We start from the raw sequence: 17,574 nt of genomic DNA on the forward strand, positions 1-17,574 counted from the left end.
GTAACTCCCGCGTGTGTTGTGGCGGCGCGTCTCCCCCCGTGGCTCCCGCGCGGCCCGGGCGCCGGGGGGGGGCCCCCCCGCGGCCGCCCGCGCCCACGGCCGGCGCCCCATCGACCTGGACGGTCCGGAGAACCGCGTGCTGGCCCGCACGGTCGCCGAGGAAGCGATCGTGCTGCTGAGCAACGACGGCACCCTGCCGCTCGCCAGGCCGCGCCGCATCGCCCTGCTCGGTCCCAACGCCGACGAACCCACCGCCGTACTGGGCTGCTACTCCTTCCCCCAGCACATCGGCGTCCGCCACCCCGGGACCCCACTCGGTATCGAGCTGCCCACGCTGCGCGACACTCTCGCCGCCGAGTTCCCCGACGCCGAGATCACGGTCGCCCGCGGCACCGGAATCGACGACGGTGATCTCTCCGGCATCCGCGAGGCCGCCCAGGTGGCACGCGAGGCCGACGTCGCCCTGGTGGTGCTCGGCGACCGCGCCGGGCTCTTCGGCCGGGGCACCAGCGGCGAGGGATGCGACGCCGAGACGCTGGCGCTGCCCGGCGCGCAGCAGCACCTGCTCGACACCCTCCTCGACCAGGAGACACCCGTGGTCACCGTGCTGCTCGCGGGAGGGCCGTATGCCCTCGGCCGCGCCGTGGAGGAGTCCGCCGCGATCGTGCAGTCCTTCTTCCCGGGTGAGGAGGGCACGCACGCGATCGCCGGGGTGCTCAGCGGCCGGACCAATCCCTCCGGACGACTCCCGGTCAGCGTGCCGCGCGGGCCGGGCTCCCAGCCGGCCACGTACCTCGGGGCGCGGCTCGCGCACGCCAGCGAGGTGTCCAACATCGACCCGACCCCCGCGTTCGCCTTCGGCCACGGCCTGTCCTATACGCGGTTCGACTGGGCAGACCTGACGGTGGACGTCCAGGAGGCTCCGACGGACGGCGAGTTCACCCTCACCTTCACCGTCCGCAACTCAGGCGGGCGGTCCGGAACCGAGGTCGTCCAGCTCTATCTGCATGACCCGGTCGCCTCCGTCGTCCAGCCGGTGCAGCGCCTCGCCGGCTACACCCGGGTCGAACTGAAGCCGGGCGAGACCCGCCGCCTCCGTGTCACGCTCCCGGCCGACCTCGCCTCCTTCACCGGACGCGACGGCCGGCGCGTCGTCGAACCGGGCGAGCTGGAGGTGCGGTTGGCCGCCTCCAGCGCGGATCCGCGCCTGACGATCAGGGTCACGTTGACCGGAGCCGAGCGCCACGTGGATCACACGCGGCGCTTGCACGCCACGTTCGGGCAGGAGCCGGTTGCTCGGGCATGAGCCGGGCGTGCGCAGCGCACGTCGCGGCAGCGGCAGCGGCAGCGCCGCGCACAACGGGACCGCGCGGCCAGGCATATGGCCGTCTCACAGCACGCCGCGCCGGGCGAGGTTACGCATCAGGGCTCGTACGCCGAACGTCCACGGCGCGGCCTGCTCGCTGGGGATGACAGTGTTGACCAGAGCGCCGAGCCGCGGGCTGGAAATCCGCACGATGTCGCCGTACTCGTGGATGAAGCCCGCGCCGGGTGCCTGCCGGTCCTCGGTAGGGCGAACAACGTTCCGGCGAACAACACGAAGCCGTCCGGGCACTGATGGTGCGGACCGTGGGTGGCGGCCACCAGGTCCAGTACGTCGCGGCTGATCTCGCGCATGGAGCTTCGCACTCCTGCGGCTGCGTGCGGGTTGCGGCAGCGGGGTGTGAGCGACGGTCGGGTCGCACGGTCTAACCGAACACACGGCGCTGAATCTCGCGGCGGTAATCCTCGAGGGTCTGATCCAGATGCACGGTGGCTGCTTGAGCTGCGGCTTCTGGATCTCCGTCTCTGATGGCTTGGTAGATCACCGCATGCTCGGTCACGGCTCCCTCGGCGTGGCCGCCGACGGTGCCGTGCAGTCCCATGGTGCTTGACTGCCGCTGGAGTCGGCGGGCTTCGCGGACCGCCTCCGCCAGGAACGGGTTCTGTGAGGCTTGGGCGATGCCGAGATGAAAGTCGTCATCGCCGCGCTCGAACAAGTCTTGACGGCCCGTCAGGAAGCCTTGCCGGCAGGTCTCGGCCGCACTCTCAATCGCTCGCAGATCCGCCGGGGTCGCCCGCGTCGCCGCCAGACGGCTGGCGGCCTCTTCCTGTACGCGGCGGAACTCGAACAAACGGTAGATGTGGTCGAGGTCGGTGGGGAGGAAGAAGCTTCCCAGGCGTGAAGAGCTCAGCATGCCAGGGTCATTGGCCACGAACAGCCCACGGCCCTTTTGCACGCGGACCCGCCCTAGCGCCGAAAGGATCTTGACGGCCTCGCGCACCACGGTCCGGCTGGTACCCAGGCGTGACGCCAGCTGGCTCTCCGTGGGCATCCGCTCGCCTGGCTGCAGCTGAGATTCGGCGATGAGGCGCAGGATCTCCTCTGCCACGAGTTCATAGCCGGGCCGGTATGCCGCGCTGCCCTGCTCGGTCGACCGCTCCGTCAAGCTGTCCGCCGCCACCGGGGGATCGCCGTCCAACGACCGCCTCCTCATCTCCGTCACAAAACCTGCGGCACCCGACCGCTCCTACGCGCACGGTACCGCATACCGTTCGGCGTGCCGTCCAGATGTGTAGTACTTATTTTTCTCTTTCAAGGGAACGAGCTGCCGAGAATTGGCGGGTTTAGGATATTAATGAGGTCTTCCCGAGCTGAAAGATCTTGAAAATAAACACGCTCATCATGTTGACGTAACGACGCTTGGCGCTTGTTATGTGTGACCAAAGAGCGATGCTGCTTGCCCGGAGTGTTCTGGTCTATGCGGCTTCGCCCGGAAGGGTCCCGTGAGCCTTGTGTACGGCGAACCATCCGGGAGGTGACTGTGCGGCGCCGGCCGGGGATGGGCGGGCGCCACGACGTAGTGGAGTGGTTCATGACGACCAAGGTCCGCACAGCCGGCGCAGGTGGGACCCGCAGACACGTCGGCCTGCTGGCCGTGACCAGCGTTCTCGTGCTGGCCGGCGCTGCCGCGTGTGGCAGCGGCACCAGCAGCGGTTCCCAGGACGGCTTCAAGCCGGCCAAGCAGACCGGCGGCACGCTGACCGTGTGGGTGGACTCCTCACGTGCGGCGGCAGCCAGGCTCTACCAACAGCAGCACCCCGACGTGAAGATGAGCATCGTCACCTACGACGGAGACGCCAACGGCTCCAACTACCTGCGCACCAAGGTCAGTCTGTTCAACCGCACCCGCAAGGGCTGGCCGGACGTGGTGTTCAGCACCCAGAACAACGAGACCACCTGGGCGGTGGGCGCCGGCTTCACTGCTCCCCTGGACAAGGGCCTCATCCCCAAATCGACCCTGGACGGCTGGGCCAAGGGCTCCAACACGCCCTGCACCGTCAACGGCACCCTGTACTGCCTGCGCAACGACCTCGCCCAGACCGTGCTGTGGTACAACGCGCCGCTGATGAAGAAGTGGGGTTACAAGATTCCCGCGACTTGGGAGGAGTACCAGGCTCTGGGCAAGAAGGTGGCGGCCGAGCACCCCGGCTACTTGGTCGGCTCGGCCGGCGATCCCTGGACTCCGGAGGTCTATCTGTGGGCGAGTAAGTGCGGCGCCAACGAGATCACCGGGCCCAAGGCGGTGAAGGTCACCACCACCAGCGCCGAGTGCACCCGCATGGCTTCGCTGCTCGACGGCCTTGTCAAGAACAAGACCATGTCCCTGAGTAGCGTGTTCAGTTCGGACTTCGACAAGAATCAGGCCGACAAGATCCTGATGATGCCCGGTCCGTCGTGGTTCGGCGGCGCCTTGTTCCAAGGAACGTTCAAGACCCCGGCGAAGCAGATCGCCGTGGCGCCGATGCCGCGGTGGGCCACCGACACCACCCCGACCGCGGGCAATGTGGGCGGCGGCACCTGGCTGCTGTCGGCCCACAGCACGAACCTGAAGGCCGCCACGGCCTTCATGACCTGGGTGACCACCTCGGACGAGTACCAGGCCAAGGTCGCGCCCGGTTACCCGGCCTATGCTCCCGCGGCGAAGAACTGGCTGGAAAAGCAGGCCGCCTCGAACTACTTCGCAGGTGACATCGCCACGCCGCTGAAGGACGCCGCGCAACAGGTCTGGCCGGGATGGGGCTACGGCCAGTTCAGCCAGGAGGCCGTCTGGGCGGCCACGGTGACACCGGGGCTGACGGCGGGGAAGTCCATCGTCTCCCTGCTGCCGGCCTGGAAGAAGTCGATCGCCGACTACGCCCGCGCCGACGGCTACCAGGTGAGCCAGTGACCGCGCCTGCTCTCAAGTCCGGCCGGGCCCAGGTACGCAGGGCGTACATCCGGTGGCCCGGCCGGGCCGGACACTGCTTCGTGGCCGCGTATGTGGTCCTGCTGATCGCTTTCGGTCTCGTGCCGACCGGCTATGCGATCTATTTCGCCTTCACCGATGCCGGCGGCTCCTTCACGGGCCTGTCCAACTTCACCGCCGCCGCCAGTGACTTCCGTTTCGGCTCCGCCATCGCGCACGTGACCTTGTATCTGCTGTGGTGGCTGGCATCTCTGGTCGTCTTCGTCGTCGGGCTGGCGCTGTTGCTGCAGCGGATGGCGCTCAGGGGCGTCAGCAGGGCCCTGCGGTTCCTGTACTACGTTCCCGGCGCGCTGGCGGGCGCGGCCGGTGTCCTGGTGTGGTTGTTCGTCCTGGATCCCACTGTCAGTCCGGTCGGCTTCCTGCTGGAGGCACTTGGCTACCACAGCTTCGGCGAGGTCATCGCCCCCGGGCAGCTGCCGATCCTGTTCACTCTGATCGCCTTCTGGACCGGAGCGGGCGGTTGGATCGTGGTGATGTACGGGGCGCTGAACAACATCTCGCCCGACGTCCTGGAAGCGGCACGGATCGACGGGGCAGGGCCTTGGCAGTCGGCCTGGCGGATCCAGATTCCCCTGCTGCGCAAGTGGATCGTCTACATGGTCATCCTGACGTTCGCGGGCGGCACTCAGCTGTTCGTCGAGCCGCAGCTGCTGTCCCAGGCGAGCGTCGGTGTCGCCGGCCGGGACTATTCCCTCAACCAGCTTGCCTATGACTTCGCCTTCCAGAACAACGACGTCAACACCGCGGCCGCCGTATCGGTGGAACTGCTGGTGGTGGGGGTGGCCGTGGCAGGAGTCTTCGTGGCCAGATCGGGGTTCTTCGATGCAGACTGACGTCCGGCGGCCCGCCGACATCACCCGCCTGCCCGGCGGTCGGCGCGGACCGAACCGCCCCGGGCGGCGCGCCAGGCGCGGACGCCTGCTGTGGAGCCGTCTCAACCCGCTGTCGACCCTGGTGCTCCTGCTCTTTCTGATCTTCTTCGCGCTGCCGGTGCTGTGGTTGCTGCTGGCAGCCACCAAGACCGATGCCCAACTGGTCCACAACCATCCGCTGTCGTTCGGCTCCTTCAGCGCGCTGCGCGCCAACTGGAAGGGCCTGACCGCCTACCAGGACGATGCCATCTTCCTGTGGCTGCGCAACTCGGCCCTCTACTCCTTCCTCGCCCTGCTGATCACCCTGTGGGTGGCCGTGCCCGCCGGGTACGCGATGGCGATGACCGAGTTCAAGGGCCGGCGCACCCTGCTGATCGCCACCCTCGTGGTGATGCTCATGCCGAACGCGACCCTGATCGTCCCGCTGTTCCTGGAGATCAACGCGGTCCATCTGATCGGCTCGATGTGGTCGATCATCCTGCCGTACGCCTTCTACCCGTTCGGGGTGTACCTGACCTACATCTACTTCAGCACCGCGCTGCCCCGAGAGTTGCTGGACGCGGCCCGGCTGGACGGCTGTTCGGAGTTCGGCGTCTTCCGTCGGGTGGCGCTGCCCTTGGCCGCCCCCGTTGTCGCCTTGGTCGGCTTCTTCAGCTTCGTTGCGAACTGGACCAACTACTTCCTGCCGTACGTAATGCTGCCCGAGAGTGACCAGTTCCCGGTGCAGGTGGGCCTGGGCACGCTGTTGAACTCCGTCCCGCAGTTCAACCCGACGGCGAGCGGTCTGGAGATCCAGCGCCCCGAACTGGCCCTGGCCACGCTCCTGGCGATCACCCCTGTTCTGATCGTCTTCCTCTTCTCCCAGCGGTTCCTGGTCGCCGGCATGCTCTCCGGCGCGACCAAGAACTGACCACCGGTCGGCGACACACCACGCACACCACACCCGGGATCCCAGGCGGTGTGCAGTCCGCGCGATGCCCGAACGCAGTCGCGCCTGAACGCGAACGGAGTTCCCCCGATGCAACCCGTCATCACGGCCTCGGTGCCGCTGCTCGAACCGCCGGGCTGGGCGACAGCGCAACGCGAGCTGTTCGGCTTGCTCGACCGGGCCTGGCGCCGTTTCGCCCACGACTTCACCGGGCCCGATGGGCGGCTGCGCTACACGCGCGAACTCACCTCCCGCGACGGCGTCGACGACTTCTACGAGGTGTTCTTCAACTGGCCCCAGCTGTACCTGCTCGGCGGCGCCGACGACCTGCTCGCCCAGGCCGAGCGGCACTGGGAGGGCGTCACCCACCAGCTGACCGAGCTGGGCATGCTCAAGGACGAGTACGAGCGCGGCTACGACTGGTTCCACCAGGGCGAGAGCCTGCTGATGCTGTACTTCCTGTGCATGGCCGCCCCCGACCGCTGGGCCGAACGCGCCTGCCGCTTCGCCGAGTTGTATGCCGATCCCCGGCACGGCAACTACGACCCCGAGCACCGCATCATCCGCCGCCCGCACAACGGCAGCGACCCCACCCGCGAAGGCCTCTTCGACGGCGACGCCTACCCGTGGCTTCCCAAGGAAGCACAGATGTACGGCTTCCCCCTCGACTGGACCCTGCCCGCGGACGTCGCACAGCCCCCGCCCGAGGCCGATCCGCGCCTCGGCGAGGAGATGCGCCACCGTATGGGTTCCGGCGACACCGCGGTCAACCTCGCCGCGACGGGACTCGTCCTGAACGCCTGGATCGTCACCGGTGAGCAGCGCTACGCCGACTGGATAGCCGAGTACGTCGGCGCCTGGCGTGAACGCGCGGCCGCCAACGGGGGTATCCTGCCGGACAACGTCGCCCCTGACGGCACCGTCGGCGGCCTGCTGGAGGGCCGCTGGTACGGCGGCCACTACGGCTGGTCCTGGCCGCACGGCTGGTACAGCCTGGGGCATGCGGCCATCGTCGCGGCACTCGCGGGGGCTGCCGTCACCGGCGACGACTCCTGCCTCGATCTGGTCCGCCCGGCCCTGGACGAGCTGATCGCACGCGGCAAGGTGATGGCCTTCACCGAGGCCGACTCCAGCATCCGCTCCAAGTGGACCCCGCAGCTGGCCGAGGACGTCCGCACCCCCACCCTCCACGTGCCCTTCCGCTACAACGACAACGGCTGGTTCGACTACAACCCGATGCTCATGGCAGTGCCGACCGCGCTGTGGCACCACACGGCCTCGGACACCGATCGCAAGCGCATCGAGCGGCTGCGCGCAGGGGCCGGATACGACTGGCGCATCGTCCGCTCCTTCCGCAGCAAGGAGGAGGCCGGCCACGAGGAGCCTTGGCTGGCCTTCCTGGCGGGAGACGATCCCACCTACCCGGAGAAGATGCTGGCCGCCGCGCAGGCCCAGGTGCGCCACCGGCTGTCCCGTATGGAGCTCTACCGCGACTGGGACGTGCCGGAGGCTGACATCCACCTGTGGCAGCAGTCCAACCCCGTGGTCACCGAAGCGCTGGTCCAGCTCACCTGGGGCGGCCCGCAGGTGGTCTACAACGGCGGGCTGCAGCAGGCACGCGTGCGTTACTACGACGCCGCCGCACAGCGTCCCGGACTGCCCCCGGACGTTGCGGCCCTGGTGTCGTCGATCGATCCCGACGCCACGGTCATCGACCTGGTCAACCTCGATCCCGAATCCCCACGTTCGCTGATCGTCCAGGCCGGTGCGTTCGCCGAGCACACCATTCGCGCGGTGGAGCACACTGTCTGCGACGATGCGTCCTGGATCGGCGACCTGTACGACTACGGTCACACCGCGCCGACGGTGGCGTCGGCGTCGAAGGCCGTCGACGGGCCGTGGCTGCGGGTGGAACTGCCCCGTTCCAGCACCGTCCGTCTCACCCTCCGGCTCGACCTGCGCACCCGGGCCCCGTCGTACCGCACTCCGTTCGGCGCGCCGGACGAGGGGGAGGTGTCGTGAAGACACCCTCGCGGAGAGGGTGCTCGGCAAGGCCCCTGCGCGGCATCGAGCGCTCCAGCTACGTCCTGGCAACCAAGGTCGGCCGCTACGGCGACGACACCTTCGACTTCACCGCCGAGCGCGTGAGACGCAGCGTGCACGAGAATCTCTCGCGCCTGGGCACCGACCACCTCGACCTGGTCCAGTGCCACGACATCGAATTCGGCGCACTCGACCAGATCGCCGACGAAACCCTGCCCGCCCTGCGTGAACTGCAGGACGCCGGCCTGGTGCGGTCGGTCGGCAGCACCGGATACCCGCTCGACGCCCTGCGCCACGTGGCGGACCGGGCCGCCGTGGACAATCGAACAGTTTGCTCCCGCGTGGGTGTCGGCGACGGCACAGGGCGGCCGCTTTAGCGCAGAGCCTCAGCACGGGTTCGGGGGCGGGGTGCCAGGCGGCCGGTCCGCGCTCGGTCGATCGGGCCGGGTCCGTGCCCAGGCAGGACGCACTATTGGTCCTCACACAGGCCACCTACGGATCCTCGAAGTGCTTCCACCAGCGGCGACGCGCCGGAGGCGAGGCCCCATCGGTCGTCGCCACACACGCGACGCCGCGGAAGAGCTCGGTGAGCCGAGATGGCGGTATCGGCGAGCCAACGCAGCTGGAATGCCAGCGGCGTGGCACGTCGCCTTCATGAAGGCCATGTGCCAGGCTTTTCGGGTGGCTGAGTCACCGCAAGCCTCCGCCGGCCAGTCTCGAAAGCCGCCGAACCCCAAGGCACATCCGAAACATCCGGGCCTTCCGCTCACTCTGGTTCATCTGGGAAGCGCAACACGTACAGGTCGCCGCCCTGGGGTGCGGTGAAGATGTCCCCACCCTCGGTCTGCCGGCGGCCGGAGAGCCCTTCGCCGTGCAGCAGATGATCGTTGACCGTTTCGGGTCGGTCGAAGAGGATGCCGGTCAGATTGGGGTGCTGGGTCAGCACAGCGCGCAGCAAGCCGCCGCGTCCGCCAGCGACATCGATCACCCGGCCGGCGTCGCGGTGTCGAAGCCCGTGTCGCCAGTCCCGGCCCGACCGGTGGTGGCCGGCGGTGGGTCACCGCACGCCGTGGCACCACTGCGGGCGGTCATGACACCGCTGGTACCACCCGTGTCGACGACGGGCCGCCTGGCAGCGGCTGTTCGCCGGTCAGGATGGGACGCCCGGACCCCCGTCCACCTCGTCGGCCGGTTCTACGGGATCGGCCAGGAGCCCGACCCCTCCCGCTGGTTCGCCTCGTGGGAGTGGGGACGACCTGGGTGAGCTGGCCGGCCGCGATGTGCTGCACCTGCGGTGCCACCTCGGCACGGAGACGATCGCCTTCTGGCCGCGCCGGCCCCGTATGGTTCGTGGCTCATCCGGCTGGTGGCGGCTGCCGGAGCCGTGGATCCCTCTGCTGTACGGACTTGTGGTATCCCCTTGAGCGAACGGCCACGGTGGTGACCTATACCGTGACGGGGCTGCCGCGAGCCCGAGCCTGCGGAGCGCGCCGGGCACACCGCGGTGGCCCCCGGCGTGCGGTGCGCGGTGCGGGCCCGGCCTCTGCCGTCAGGGCGGGGCTTCCGGAGACCCCGTATGTGACGGGGATCACGCCCGGGGGAAAACCTGGCGTTCGTGCCTGACGTCTTGCGGGTGTGAGATCAGTCAGGAAGACACCGGGCGAACTGGACGAGGAGCATCTCGTCCGGCTGGTGGCCAGAGGCGACCGTGCCGCGTTCGAGGAGCTGTACCGGCGTACGTCGCCGTGGATGGCGGTGCGGCTGCGCCGCCGTTGCGCGGACGAGCAGATCGTCGCCGAGGTCATGCAGGAGACGTATCTGGCGGTGTGGCGCGCGGCGGGTGCGTTCATCGGGGCCGCGGCTGGGGGAACCGCCGTCGGCTGGCTGTGGACGATCGCGGCGCGCCGGCTCGTCGACGCGTTCCGGCGCCGGGCCCACCACGCGGAGCCGCCGCCCACGGCTGCCCCGCGGTCCATGGCGCCCGCCGCCGAGGAGGAGGCGCTCGCGGCGACCGTCGGTGGTGAGGTCGGGGACGCGCTGCGGTGTCTCGCGCCGGAGCTCAGACAGGTACTGCAGGCCATGGTGCTCGACGGGCTGTCCGTCCGGGAGACCTCTGTCTTGCTGGGATTGCCCGAGGGCACGGTCAAGACCCGTGCCCGCCGGGCCCGGATCGAGATGCGGAAGGCACTGGCATGAGTGTGGAACACGCGTCGATTCGGATCATCGACGGTTATGCGCGCGGCGACACGGACCTCGCCGCCGACGAGGTGTGGGCCCTGGAGGCCCATCTGGAGGCGTGCCGGGTGTGCCGTGACCGGCTGTCGGCCTCCGTCACGGCGCAGGCGCCCGCCATCGCGGCGCTGGTCGGCACGGTGTGGTCGGACCTCGAACCCCAGCTCGCCGGCACCGCCCCGGTACCGCGTCGACGGCGCTGGTCGGCGCGGCTGTCGAGGTGGATGACGCCCGTGATGGGGCCATGGCTGGCCATGGTCGTGGGTGTGACGCTGCTCGCGTTGCTGCTCGACCTGGCCGACAGCGGTTCCGGCGAGGTGTCGCTGGTGCTGCTGCTCTCCCCGGTCCTGCCCGTGCTCGGCGTCGCGGCGTCGTGGTCGCGAGGTCTGGACCCGGCGTACGAGCTGACGGCCTCCGCGCCGAGGGCGGGGCTGTACCTGGTGCTGCGGCGTACCGCGTCCGTGCTCGCCGTAGTCGTCCCCGCGTTGCTGCTGGGCGGATGGGTGACGGGGGTGACGGCCGGGCAATGGCTGCTGCCCTGCCTGGCCTTCACCTCGACGACCCTGGCGCTCGGCGGTGTCGTCGGTGTGACCCGCGCCGCCGCCTGGCTGGTGGCCGGATGGGTCGCTGTGGTCGTGGCACCGACCCTGGCCGCCGGCCGTACGACCTTCGCCCTGGCGAGGGACGGTCTGCCCGTGTGGGGGCTGATCCTCGCGCTCGGCATCGGTGTCGTGGTCGCCCGCAGGGGCGCGTACTCCGTGCTGGGAACCCATCGTTGACCATGAGAAAGGAACACCACATGATGACCGCGGTGAGCGCGGCCGACATCGCACCGACGCCCTACGCCTGGGAGATCCGGGCCACCGGGCTGAAGGTCAGGGTCGGCAGAAACCACATGGCCGTCGATGGGCTCGACCTGTCACTGGGGACCGGCGTACACGGCCTCCTCGGCCCCAACGGGGCGGGCAAGAGCACCCTCATCCGGGCTCTGGCCACCGTACTGCGCCCCGCCGAGGGCACCCTGGAACTGCTCGGCGAGTCCGCGGGCGGCAGAGGCGAGCACCGTGCGCTGCGCCGACGGATCGGCTACCTGCCGCAGGAGTTCGGCTACTACAAGCGCTTCACGGTCCGCGAGTTCGTCGAGTACATGGCGTGGCTGAAGGAGGTGCCCAAGGCGGACATCCCCGCGGCGGTGCAGCACGCCGTGGAGCGGGTGGGCCTGGCCGACCGTGCCGACAAGCGGATGAAGACCCTGTCCGGCGGCATGGTGCGGCGCGTGGGCATCGCCCAGGCCATCGTCAATGACCCGTCGATCCTGCTGCTGGACGAGCCCACGGCCGGCCTGGACCCGGCGCAGCGGCTGCGCTTTCGCGAACTGCTGCAGGAACTGGGCAAGGACACCTGTGTGGTCGTCTCGACCCACCTCGTGGAGGACGTGGCCGCCGCCTGCACCGACGTGGTGCTCTTCGCCGAGGGCCGGCTGGTCTTCCAGGGCACCCCGGACGACCTGGCCGCGGCGGGCGGCCCCGAGCACGTGGGCGACAGCCCGCTGGAGCGCGGCTACTCGGCACTGCTGCTGGGCCCCGGCCGGGGAAGGGGCGCCTGGTGAATACGCGTGTCCTGCGAATCGAGCTGAAGCGCTCCGTCGCCCCCTGGGCCGGCGCCGTGGTCCTGACGAGCGCGCTGGCGTTCCTGTACCTGGTGGACGCTGAATGGTGGAGGGGCACTACGGCGTGGACGGCCCAGTGGACGTCCCTGGCCCTGTGGACGCGCGCCCTGCTGTTCTACCTGTGGCCGCTGGCCGTGGGGCTCGGCGCGTTGCAGGGCCTGCGTGACCACCGCTCGAAGATATCCGAGCTGCTGACGACCACCTCGCGTCCCGTCTGGCACCGCGCCGCCACGCTGGCGGGCACGATGGCGATCACCCTGGCCTCGGCCTTCGCGCTGCTCGTCCTCGTGGGCGCGGTCCAGGTGCTCGCCAACACCGAGTACACCCACCTCGGATGGCTGCCGATCTCGCTGGTGGGAGCGCTCTCACTCGTCGCGGGAGCCGTGCTGGGCATGGGGGTCGGGCGCGCCCTGCCGTCCGTGCTCACCCCGCCGCTGCTGGCCATGGGCGCCTTCGCGTTCACGGCCCTGATGCAAGGGAACCCGACCACAGAGCCGAACCGGGTCTCGCTGCTGTCACCGGCGGTGGAAGAGGTGCGCGACGCGCTCGTCACGCTCTCCGCCTCCGTGCACGTCGGGCAGACGATCTGGCTGCTCGGCCTGGCCGCGACAGGCTTCGCACTGCTGGTCGCCGCGAACCCGCGCACCCGGCTGCTCGCCCTGACGCCCGTCCTGGCGGGCGCGGCCGTCGCCCTGCTCGTCCTCCCCTCCGACCCGCGCCGGATGTATGTCCTCGACAAGGCCGCCGCGGAGTTGGTGTGCGATGGCCCGGTATGCGTGACCAGGATCCACCAGGCACGACTCACCGACCTCGCGAGTCACGGCAAAAAGGCGCTGCGCCTGCTGCACGGTGCCCTGGGGAGCCAGGCGCCGGTCTCGGTCCGGGAGAACACCGCCGTACAGCCAGAGGGTTCCACGCCGCGGTGGTCCCGCAAGACCGTGCTCATCGACTTCGACGACGACATCATCGCCGCCGCGAAGGGCGAGGGGCTGACCTGGGCCCTGATCGCCAAAGGCATGGTGCCAGGGTGCACCCCCGTCGGCTGGAGCAGCATGGGGGGAGAGGACATCGCGCAGACCGTCGCGGTGGGCTGGGTCCTCGGCGACCTCAGTCCGATGCCCGGCCAGGAGTCACCAAAATTGCCCCGCGAGCTCGACACTCAGGCCCGCGCGGTGTGGAAGGACTTCAAAGTGCTGCCACGGGCCGAGCAGCTCTCGCGGATCAACGCGATGCGCACCGCCGCGCTCTCCTGCAAGGGAGACGCACTCGACACGCTGACCGGCGGTGCGTACCGGTGAGATGGCTGACGCTGTACGCGCGCTCGCGTCAGGTACCCGCGTCACTGGCCGCGGTGGTGATCAGCACGGTGGCGGTATGGGCACTCGCCCGGGACGGCAGCGAGGGGCCGGGCAATCCGAGGCTGCCCGCGCTTGTCCTCGCCGCGGGAGCAATGGCGTTCTCAACCGGGCTCAGCGGGCAGGACCTCGCGCTGGACCGGACGGCCGCGATCCGCTGGGCGCCCCGCAGGGCGGCGCACCTGCTGCTCGCCGGCGCGATCGCCGCCGCGGTGCTGCTGGCGATGCAGGCGACGGGGAAGGACCTGGCCACCGCCGCGTTCGTCGTGCGGGACAGCGCGGGCCTGATGGGGCTCGCCGCCGTCGGGGCGGCGGTGTGCGGGGGTAAGTACGCGTGGACGCTGCCGTTCGCCTGGCTCTCGTTCTCATTCTCGTTCTTCGGCTCGCCCCCGACGAGTGTGCCGGCGCAGGTGGCGTCCTGGATGCTGCTGCCATCCGGCACGGCGGCGGGCACCTGGACAGCCCTGGTCCTCACGATCGTCGGCACCACGGCCTACGCCGTCGCGGGACCGAGGCGGTAGTCGGACCGGGCCACCGGACCGGGGCACGGCAGGGATCGTGTGTGCTGCGGACTCGCCGCAGCACACACGGGGCGACGGCCAGCCGCCGCGGGCCACCAGCCGGTAGGCGTCGGTCAGGCTCGGCCAGCGGCACAGCCGGGGCCTCGGCCCCAAATCCTGGACGCGGGCCCTTCGGCCGGGCCGTCCGTGTGCTTCACCGTTGCTGTGACTCTTGCAGAAGATGGCTCATCGAGCAGCCAAGGCTTGAGTCTTCTCAGCTCACTCGCTTCCATGAACTGGCGGCGGGACGATTTGGGAAGGTTTCCGTAGGAGCTCGGCAGCTTCCAGGACACCGTCAGGAGATAGGCCGCCAGACACATCGCCGTGAGGGCCCGTACCGAGATCCGGCGTGGCCGGGTGGCCGAGAGCACGCACAAGGTGACCTGTGCCGCGAGCAGCGCCCCGGTCAAGGTCACCGCGGGCAGCAGCGCCCACACCGCGAGCTCCGTCGCCGCGTTCACGGCCAGGACGGTGACCGGGGCGCGCGTCTGCCACCACAGGGCGCAGGCCTGCGCGAGGACCAGGGCCACGGCTGTGGCCGCGGGGAGTTGCCGGCCATGCTCGGTACCGGCGACGAGTACCGAGGTACCCAAAACGGGGCGACAACTCACCCCGCAGTCGTCCGGCGTATGCGTCGGTATCGTCGGGATGTGTGCTGTCGGCGTCCACAGCCCGAGCCTATCCAGCAGGCCGGACCGTTCAGGAAACCACCACCAGCCACCCGACCACCCGACCGATGGCCACCGGCGGGCGGCAGCTGACTGGTGACTGGTGACTGGTGACTGGTGACTGGTGACTGACGATCGTCGGTCGGCGGCGCCAGGCCGCCTTCTTCATGCGGTTGTGGCGTGCCTCGGGTCCGATGTCCTCGGTGAACGGCCGACGGTGAACGGTAGTGAGCGGCCGGCGGCTAGGCCGTGCCCCTTCTCCTGCCGACGGACAGACAGCCGGCGCGCCAAACTGCTGGTCAAGGCGGTGCGCTTGTCCCGGACAGGTCCCGGACAGGTCCCGGACAGGCCGGGACATGTCCGGGACGCCGATGGGGCCGAGACATCTCGGCGGCGTTTGGCTCCAGCGGAAAGGATGACCATGATCAATCTCAGCGCAACCGCAGTTTCATTGCCCCCCGGGGCCGGGTAGCGTCGGCCATCCGGTCTCCCGGCCCCGGCGGCGGCAGGTGCCCGATGGCCGCCAATTACCCCTCCCGGAAGCGTTCACGGTTTCGCAGAAGGCACTTCCGGGCCCGGTAGACCCGGCCCGTGACCATCTTCGCCAAGATCCCCAGGCGCTCACCGAAGTCTCCATAGGCGTGCCCTTCGCAGATCATGCGGAGCATGTACCGCGTCTTCCGACGGCAGGCTTGCGAGCAACTCGTTCAGCCACTCGTTCGCGAGTACAGACTCGTCCTCGAAGGGCGAACCGGGATGCCACCAGGGATCCAGGTGGGGTGTCCAGTCATCGAGTGCGCCCAGTTCCGCGAGTCGCAACTCGCGGGCGGACGCCCACTTGTCGTACTCGCGAGGGAAGTACCGCAGAACTCCACCGGTGAAGCAGGTCCGCTGCCCGCAGCCGATGAGCGCCGGCTGCGGGGCAGCAGTGCGGGCCGTTCGCCCGCGACTGCGGCCAGGACCAGCTGAACCCCGACCCGGCTGCCTTCGCGACCGCTCCCCCGCCCGCTCGGCGTGCAGCCACTGATCGCCCGGTGGCCGCCGGGACCGCGGCACGCCTGGAGCAGATCCTGTTCCTCGTGGTAGCGCAGCGCCCGGACGCTCACTCCCGCCTTGTCGGCGACCGCACCGATGCGCACCGGTCCTCCTCTGTTCGGGCGGCCCGCCCGACTTGCACCTGACGCCAACGTCAGCTTTTAGCGTGGTGGGCGTCGGCGCTCGCCGAACATTCACCCCACTGATCTCACCAACGGCCGGTTCAGGCCGCATGGAAAGGCAGAACGTCATGCGCGCAGTCCGATTTCACGAGTACGGCGGTGTGGAGACCCTCGTGGTCGAGCAGGCGCCGGATCCACATCCCGGGCCCGGCGAGATCCGCATCCGCGTCGCGGCGGCCGGCGTCAATCCCGTCGACTGGAAGGTGCGTTCCGGTGCGGTGCACGAGGTGCTCCCCGTGGACCTGCCCGCGATTCCCGGGCGTGATGCCGTCGGCGTGGTCGACGAGACCGGTGCGGGTGTGCAGGGGGTGGGCATCGGCGACCGTGTCTTCGGGCTGGGCGGCGTCACCGGCGCGACAGCGGAGCTGGCCGTGCTCTCGGCCTGGGCCCACGCGCCCACCAAGTGGACCGACGAGGAGGCCGCCGGCGCCGGTCTGGCATCGGTGACCGCGATGGGCGGGCTGAAGGCACTCGGGCCCCTGCGGGGGCGCACCCTGCTCGTCGAGGGCGCCGCCGGAGGCGTGGGCAGTGCCGCGGTCGAGATCGCGCTGGCTCAGGGCGCCACCGTGATCGGGACAGCCAGCGAGCGCAACCACGAGTTCCTCGCCTCTCTCGGAGCCGTTCCCACCACCTACGGCACCGGCCTCGCCGAGCGCCTCGCCACCCTGGCCCCGGACGGTGTCGACATCGCGCTCGACACCGCCGCCTCCGGGTCCCTGGCCGATCTCATCGCGATCGTGGGCGACCCCGCTCGCGTGTCGACGATCGCCGACTACACCAACGCACAGCGCCTGGGCGTGCGTCTGGCCAACGCGGAGAACGACTCCACGCTCCTGGCCGAAGCGGGCGAACTCGGCCGGCGAGGCCGCTACACACCGCGCATCGAGCGGACCTACCCCATCGAACAGATCGCGGAAGCGCACGCATACGCCGAGCGCGGACACATCCAGGGAAAGATCGTGGTCCGCATCTGAGCTCATCCCACCGTTCGGGGCCCACGTCCACGCGGTCCACGTGCCGTGTCGCGCGCCGGTGGTGCCAGGCGTTTCCACCCCACGCCCGGGGGGACATCATTCGCCCGCGGCATCCTCGGCCTCCCAGCGCAGCAGGTCGCCCGGCTGGCACTTGAGCACCTCGCAGAGCGCGGCGAGCGTCGCGAAACGCACCGCCTTGGCACGACCGTTCTTGAGTACCGCCAGGTTCGCGGGCGTGATCCCCACCCGGTCCGCGAGGTCGCCCACCGACATCTTCCGCCTGGCCAGCATCACGTCGATGTCGACGACGATCGGCATCAGATCACCTCGTCCAACTCGGCCTGCATCTGTGCCGCTTCGACGTCGCGCGCGACGGCCTGGGCGAGCAGCATCCGCAGCACGAACACGATGAGCGCGACCCCCAGGATGGCCACGCCGACCCCGCTCATGATGACGGTGACGCCCGGGTCGGCCCGCTGGCCCGGCGCGTTGAGGGCGGTGACCGCGAACCACAGGAGGGCAGCCGCCACGATCGCGCCGATCACGGCGTCCACGTACCGGAAGGCGGCGTGGGAGAACACGGTTACGCGTCGCACCATCGTCACCAGTCGCCATACGCTGACCAGGGCGACCTGGGCCGAGCCCATGCCCAGGATCGTGATCACGCGCAGCGGGGGGAGCCGCGGGCCGCGCCCCGCACCCACTCC

16 protein-coding genes and 4 pseudogenes are annotated in these 17,574 nt (G+C 69.9%); 13 read left to right on the forward strand and 7 right to left on the reverse strand.

Features of this window, described 5'->3' with window-relative positions; all coding sequences use genetic code 11:
* Nucleotides 1–86: 86 nt before the first annotated feature.
* Nucleotides 87–1,306 (forward strand): annotated as a pseudogene (locus ACFXB5_RS25405) (glycoside hydrolase family 3 C-terminal domain-containing protein); the annotation flags it as partial.
* An 84-nt stretch (nucleotides 1,307–1,390) separates the two neighbouring features.
* Here ACFXB5_RS25405 and ACFXB5_RS25410 read toward each other — a convergent pair.
* Together ACFXB5_RS25410 and ACFXB5_RS25415 are read right to left on the reverse strand one after the other, a co-directional pair.
* Nucleotides 1,391–1,683 (reverse strand): annotated as a pseudogene (locus ACFXB5_RS25410) (fumarylacetoacetate hydrolase); the annotation flags it as partial.
* A gap of 65 nt (nucleotides 1,684–1,748) precedes the next feature.
* Nucleotides 1,749–2,522 carry a FadR/GntR family transcriptional regulator gene (locus ACFXB5_RS25415; protein ID WP_385211794.1) on the reverse strand — a complete coding sequence of 258 codons (774 nt, stop codon included), beginning with the start codon at nucleotides 2,520–2,522 and terminating at the stop codon, nucleotides 1,749–1,751.
* 393 nt (nucleotides 2,523–2,915) lie between these two features.
* Between ACFXB5_RS25415 and ACFXB5_RS25420 the strand changes: the two genes are divergently transcribed.
* From ACFXB5_RS25420 to ACFXB5_RS25440, 5 genes are all read left to right on the forward strand, one after another.
* On the forward strand, nucleotides 2,916–4,271 hold the full coding sequence (locus ACFXB5_RS25420; protein ID WP_385211796.1) for an ABC transporter substrate-binding protein: 1,356 nt from the start codon (nucleotides 2,916–2,918) through the stop codon (nucleotides 4,269–4,271).
* A 47-nt stretch (nucleotides 4,272–4,318) separates the two neighbouring features.
* Entirely contained in the window at nucleotides 4,319–5,182 is an 864-nt protein-coding gene (locus ACFXB5_RS25425) for a carbohydrate ABC transporter permease (RefSeq protein WP_385211852.1), read from the forward strand.
* A complete protein-coding gene (locus ACFXB5_RS25430) occupies nucleotides 5,172–6,131 on the forward strand; it encodes a carbohydrate ABC transporter permease (protein ID WP_385211798.1) in 960 nt (319 codons plus the stop codon). The genes ACFXB5_RS25425 and ACFXB5_RS25430 overlap by 11 nt, the downstream gene beginning before the upstream one ends.
* 108 nt (nucleotides 6,132–6,239) lie before the next feature.
* Entirely contained in the window at nucleotides 6,240–8,171 is a 1,932-nt protein-coding gene (locus ACFXB5_RS25435) for a hypothetical protein (protein ID WP_385211800.1), read from the forward strand.
* On the forward strand, nucleotides 8,168–8,569 hold the full coding sequence (locus ACFXB5_RS25440; RefSeq protein ID WP_385211802.1) for an aldo/keto reductase: 402 nt from the start codon (nucleotides 8,168–8,170) through the stop codon (nucleotides 8,567–8,569). Before ACFXB5_RS25435 ends, ACFXB5_RS25440 begins: the two co-directional genes overlap by 4 nt.
* Before the next feature lie 389 nt (nucleotides 8,570–8,958).
* Here ACFXB5_RS25440 and ACFXB5_RS25445 read toward each other — a convergent pair whose 3' ends face one another.
* Nucleotides 8,959–9,180, reverse strand: a complete 222-nt coding sequence (locus ACFXB5_RS25445) for a methyltransferase (RefSeq protein ID WP_385211804.1) — start codon at nucleotides 9,178–9,180, stop codon at nucleotides 8,959–8,961.
* Nucleotides 9,181–9,282: 102 nt separating this feature from the next.
* Between ACFXB5_RS25445 and ACFXB5_RS25450 the strand changes: the two are divergent.
* From ACFXB5_RS25450 to ACFXB5_RS25475, 6 genes and pseudogenes are all read left to right on the forward strand, one after another.
* Nucleotides 9,283–9,541 (forward strand): annotated as a pseudogene (locus tag ACFXB5_RS25450) (SAM-dependent methyltransferase); the annotation flags it as partial.
* Nucleotides 9,542–9,884: 343 nt separating this feature from the next.
* Nucleotides 9,885–10,388 carry an RNA polymerase sigma factor gene (locus ACFXB5_RS25455; protein WP_385211854.1) on the forward strand — a complete coding sequence of 168 codons (504 nt, stop codon included), beginning with the start codon at nucleotides 9,885–9,887 and terminating at the stop codon, nucleotides 10,386–10,388.
* On the forward strand, nucleotides 10,385–11,203 hold the full coding sequence (locus tag ACFXB5_RS25460) for a zf-HC2 domain-containing protein (protein ID WP_385211806.1): 819 nt from the start codon (nucleotides 10,385–10,387) through the stop codon (nucleotides 11,201–11,203). Before ACFXB5_RS25455 ends, ACFXB5_RS25460 begins: the two co-directional genes overlap by 4 nt.
* 20 nt (nucleotides 11,204–11,223) lie before the next feature.
* Nucleotides 11,224–12,033 carry an ABC transporter ATP-binding protein gene (locus tag ACFXB5_RS25465; RefSeq protein WP_385211808.1) on the forward strand — a complete coding sequence of 270 codons (810 nt, stop codon included), beginning with the start codon at nucleotides 11,224–11,226 and terminating at the stop codon, nucleotides 12,031–12,033.
* Nucleotides 12,030–13,391 (forward strand): hypothetical protein, encoded by a 1,362-nt coding sequence (locus ACFXB5_RS25470; protein ID WP_385211810.1) that lies wholly within the window; start codon nucleotides 12,030–12,032, stop codon nucleotides 13,389–13,391. Before ACFXB5_RS25465 ends, ACFXB5_RS25470 begins: the two co-directional genes overlap by 4 nt.
* Nucleotides 13,388–13,969, forward strand: coding sequence for a hypothetical protein (locus ACFXB5_RS25475; protein WP_385211812.1), 582 nt, complete (start codon nucleotides 13,388–13,390; stop codon nucleotides 13,967–13,969). The genes ACFXB5_RS25470 and ACFXB5_RS25475 overlap by 4 nt, the downstream gene beginning before the upstream one ends.
* A gap of 113 nt (nucleotides 13,970–14,082) precedes the next feature.
* On the opposite strand, the gene ACFXB5_RS25480 is transcribed toward ACFXB5_RS25475, so the two are convergent.
* Nucleotides 14,083–14,601 carry a hypothetical protein gene (locus ACFXB5_RS25480; RefSeq protein WP_385211814.1) on the reverse strand — a complete coding sequence of 173 codons (519 nt, stop codon included), beginning with the start codon at nucleotides 14,599–14,601 and terminating at the stop codon, nucleotides 14,083–14,085.
* Nucleotides 14,602–15,707: 1,106 nt separating this feature from the next.
* A pseudogene (locus tag ACFXB5_RS25485) lies at nucleotides 15,708–15,815 on the reverse strand (MerR family DNA-binding transcriptional regulator); the annotation flags it as partial.
* Between the two features lie 146 nt (nucleotides 15,816–15,961).
* Here ACFXB5_RS25485 and ACFXB5_RS25490 point away from each other — a divergent pair.
* Entirely contained in the window at nucleotides 15,962–16,867 is a 906-nt protein-coding gene (locus tag ACFXB5_RS25490; protein ID WP_385211816.1) for an NADP-dependent oxidoreductase, read from the forward strand.
* A gap of 96 nt (nucleotides 16,868–16,963) precedes the next feature.
* Here the strand turns inward: ACFXB5_RS25490 and ACFXB5_RS25495 are convergent, their stop codons facing one another.
* Together ACFXB5_RS25495 and ACFXB5_RS25500 are read right to left on the reverse strand one after the other, a co-directional pair.
* Complete coding sequence (locus tag ACFXB5_RS25495; RefSeq protein WP_037952025.1) at nucleotides 16,964–17,185, reverse strand: helix-turn-helix transcriptional regulator; 222 nt, start codon at nucleotides 17,183–17,185, stop codon at nucleotides 16,964–16,966.
* Nucleotides 17,185–17,574, reverse strand: a 390-nt coding sequence (locus ACFXB5_RS25500) for a DUF2975 domain-containing protein (RefSeq protein ID WP_385211818.1), incomplete at its 5' end; no start/stop codon positions are given. The genes ACFXB5_RS25500 and ACFXB5_RS25495, both read right to left, overlap by 1 nt.

It is taken from the genome of Streptomyces sp. NPDC059455, assembly GCF_042750115.1.
GTDB classification, from domain to species: domain Bacteria; phylum Actinomycetota; class Actinomycetes; order Streptomycetales; family Streptomycetaceae; genus Streptomyces; species Streptomyces endocoffeicus.

Coding starts and splice junctions, on each gene's coding strand:
- ACFXB5_RS25490 (WP_385211816.1), top strand. CDS start 15,962: ATGCGCGCAGTCCGATTTCACGAGTACGGCGGTGTGGAGACCCTCGTG.
- ACFXB5_RS25435 (WP_385211800.1), top strand. CDS start 6,240: ATGCAACCCGTCATCACGGCCTCGGTGCCGCTGCTCGAACCGCCGGGC.
- ACFXB5_RS25430 (WP_385211798.1), top strand. CDS start 5,172: ATGCAGACTGACGTCCGGCGGCCCGCCGACATCACCCGCCTGCCCGGC.
- ACFXB5_RS25420 (WP_385211796.1), top strand. CDS start 2,916: ATGACGACCAAGGTCCGCACAGCCGGCGCAGGTGGGACCCGCAGACAC.
- ACFXB5_RS25465 (WP_385211808.1), top strand. CDS start 11,224: ATGATGACCGCGGTGAGCGCGGCCGACATCGCACCGACGCCCTACGCC.
- ACFXB5_RS25495 (WP_037952025.1), bottom strand. CDS start 17,185: ATGCCGATCGTCGTCGACATCGACGTGATGCTGGCCAGGCGGAAGATG.
- ACFXB5_RS25460 (WP_385211806.1), top strand. CDS start 10,385: ATGAGTGTGGAACACGCGTCGATTCGGATCATCGACGGTTATGCGCGC.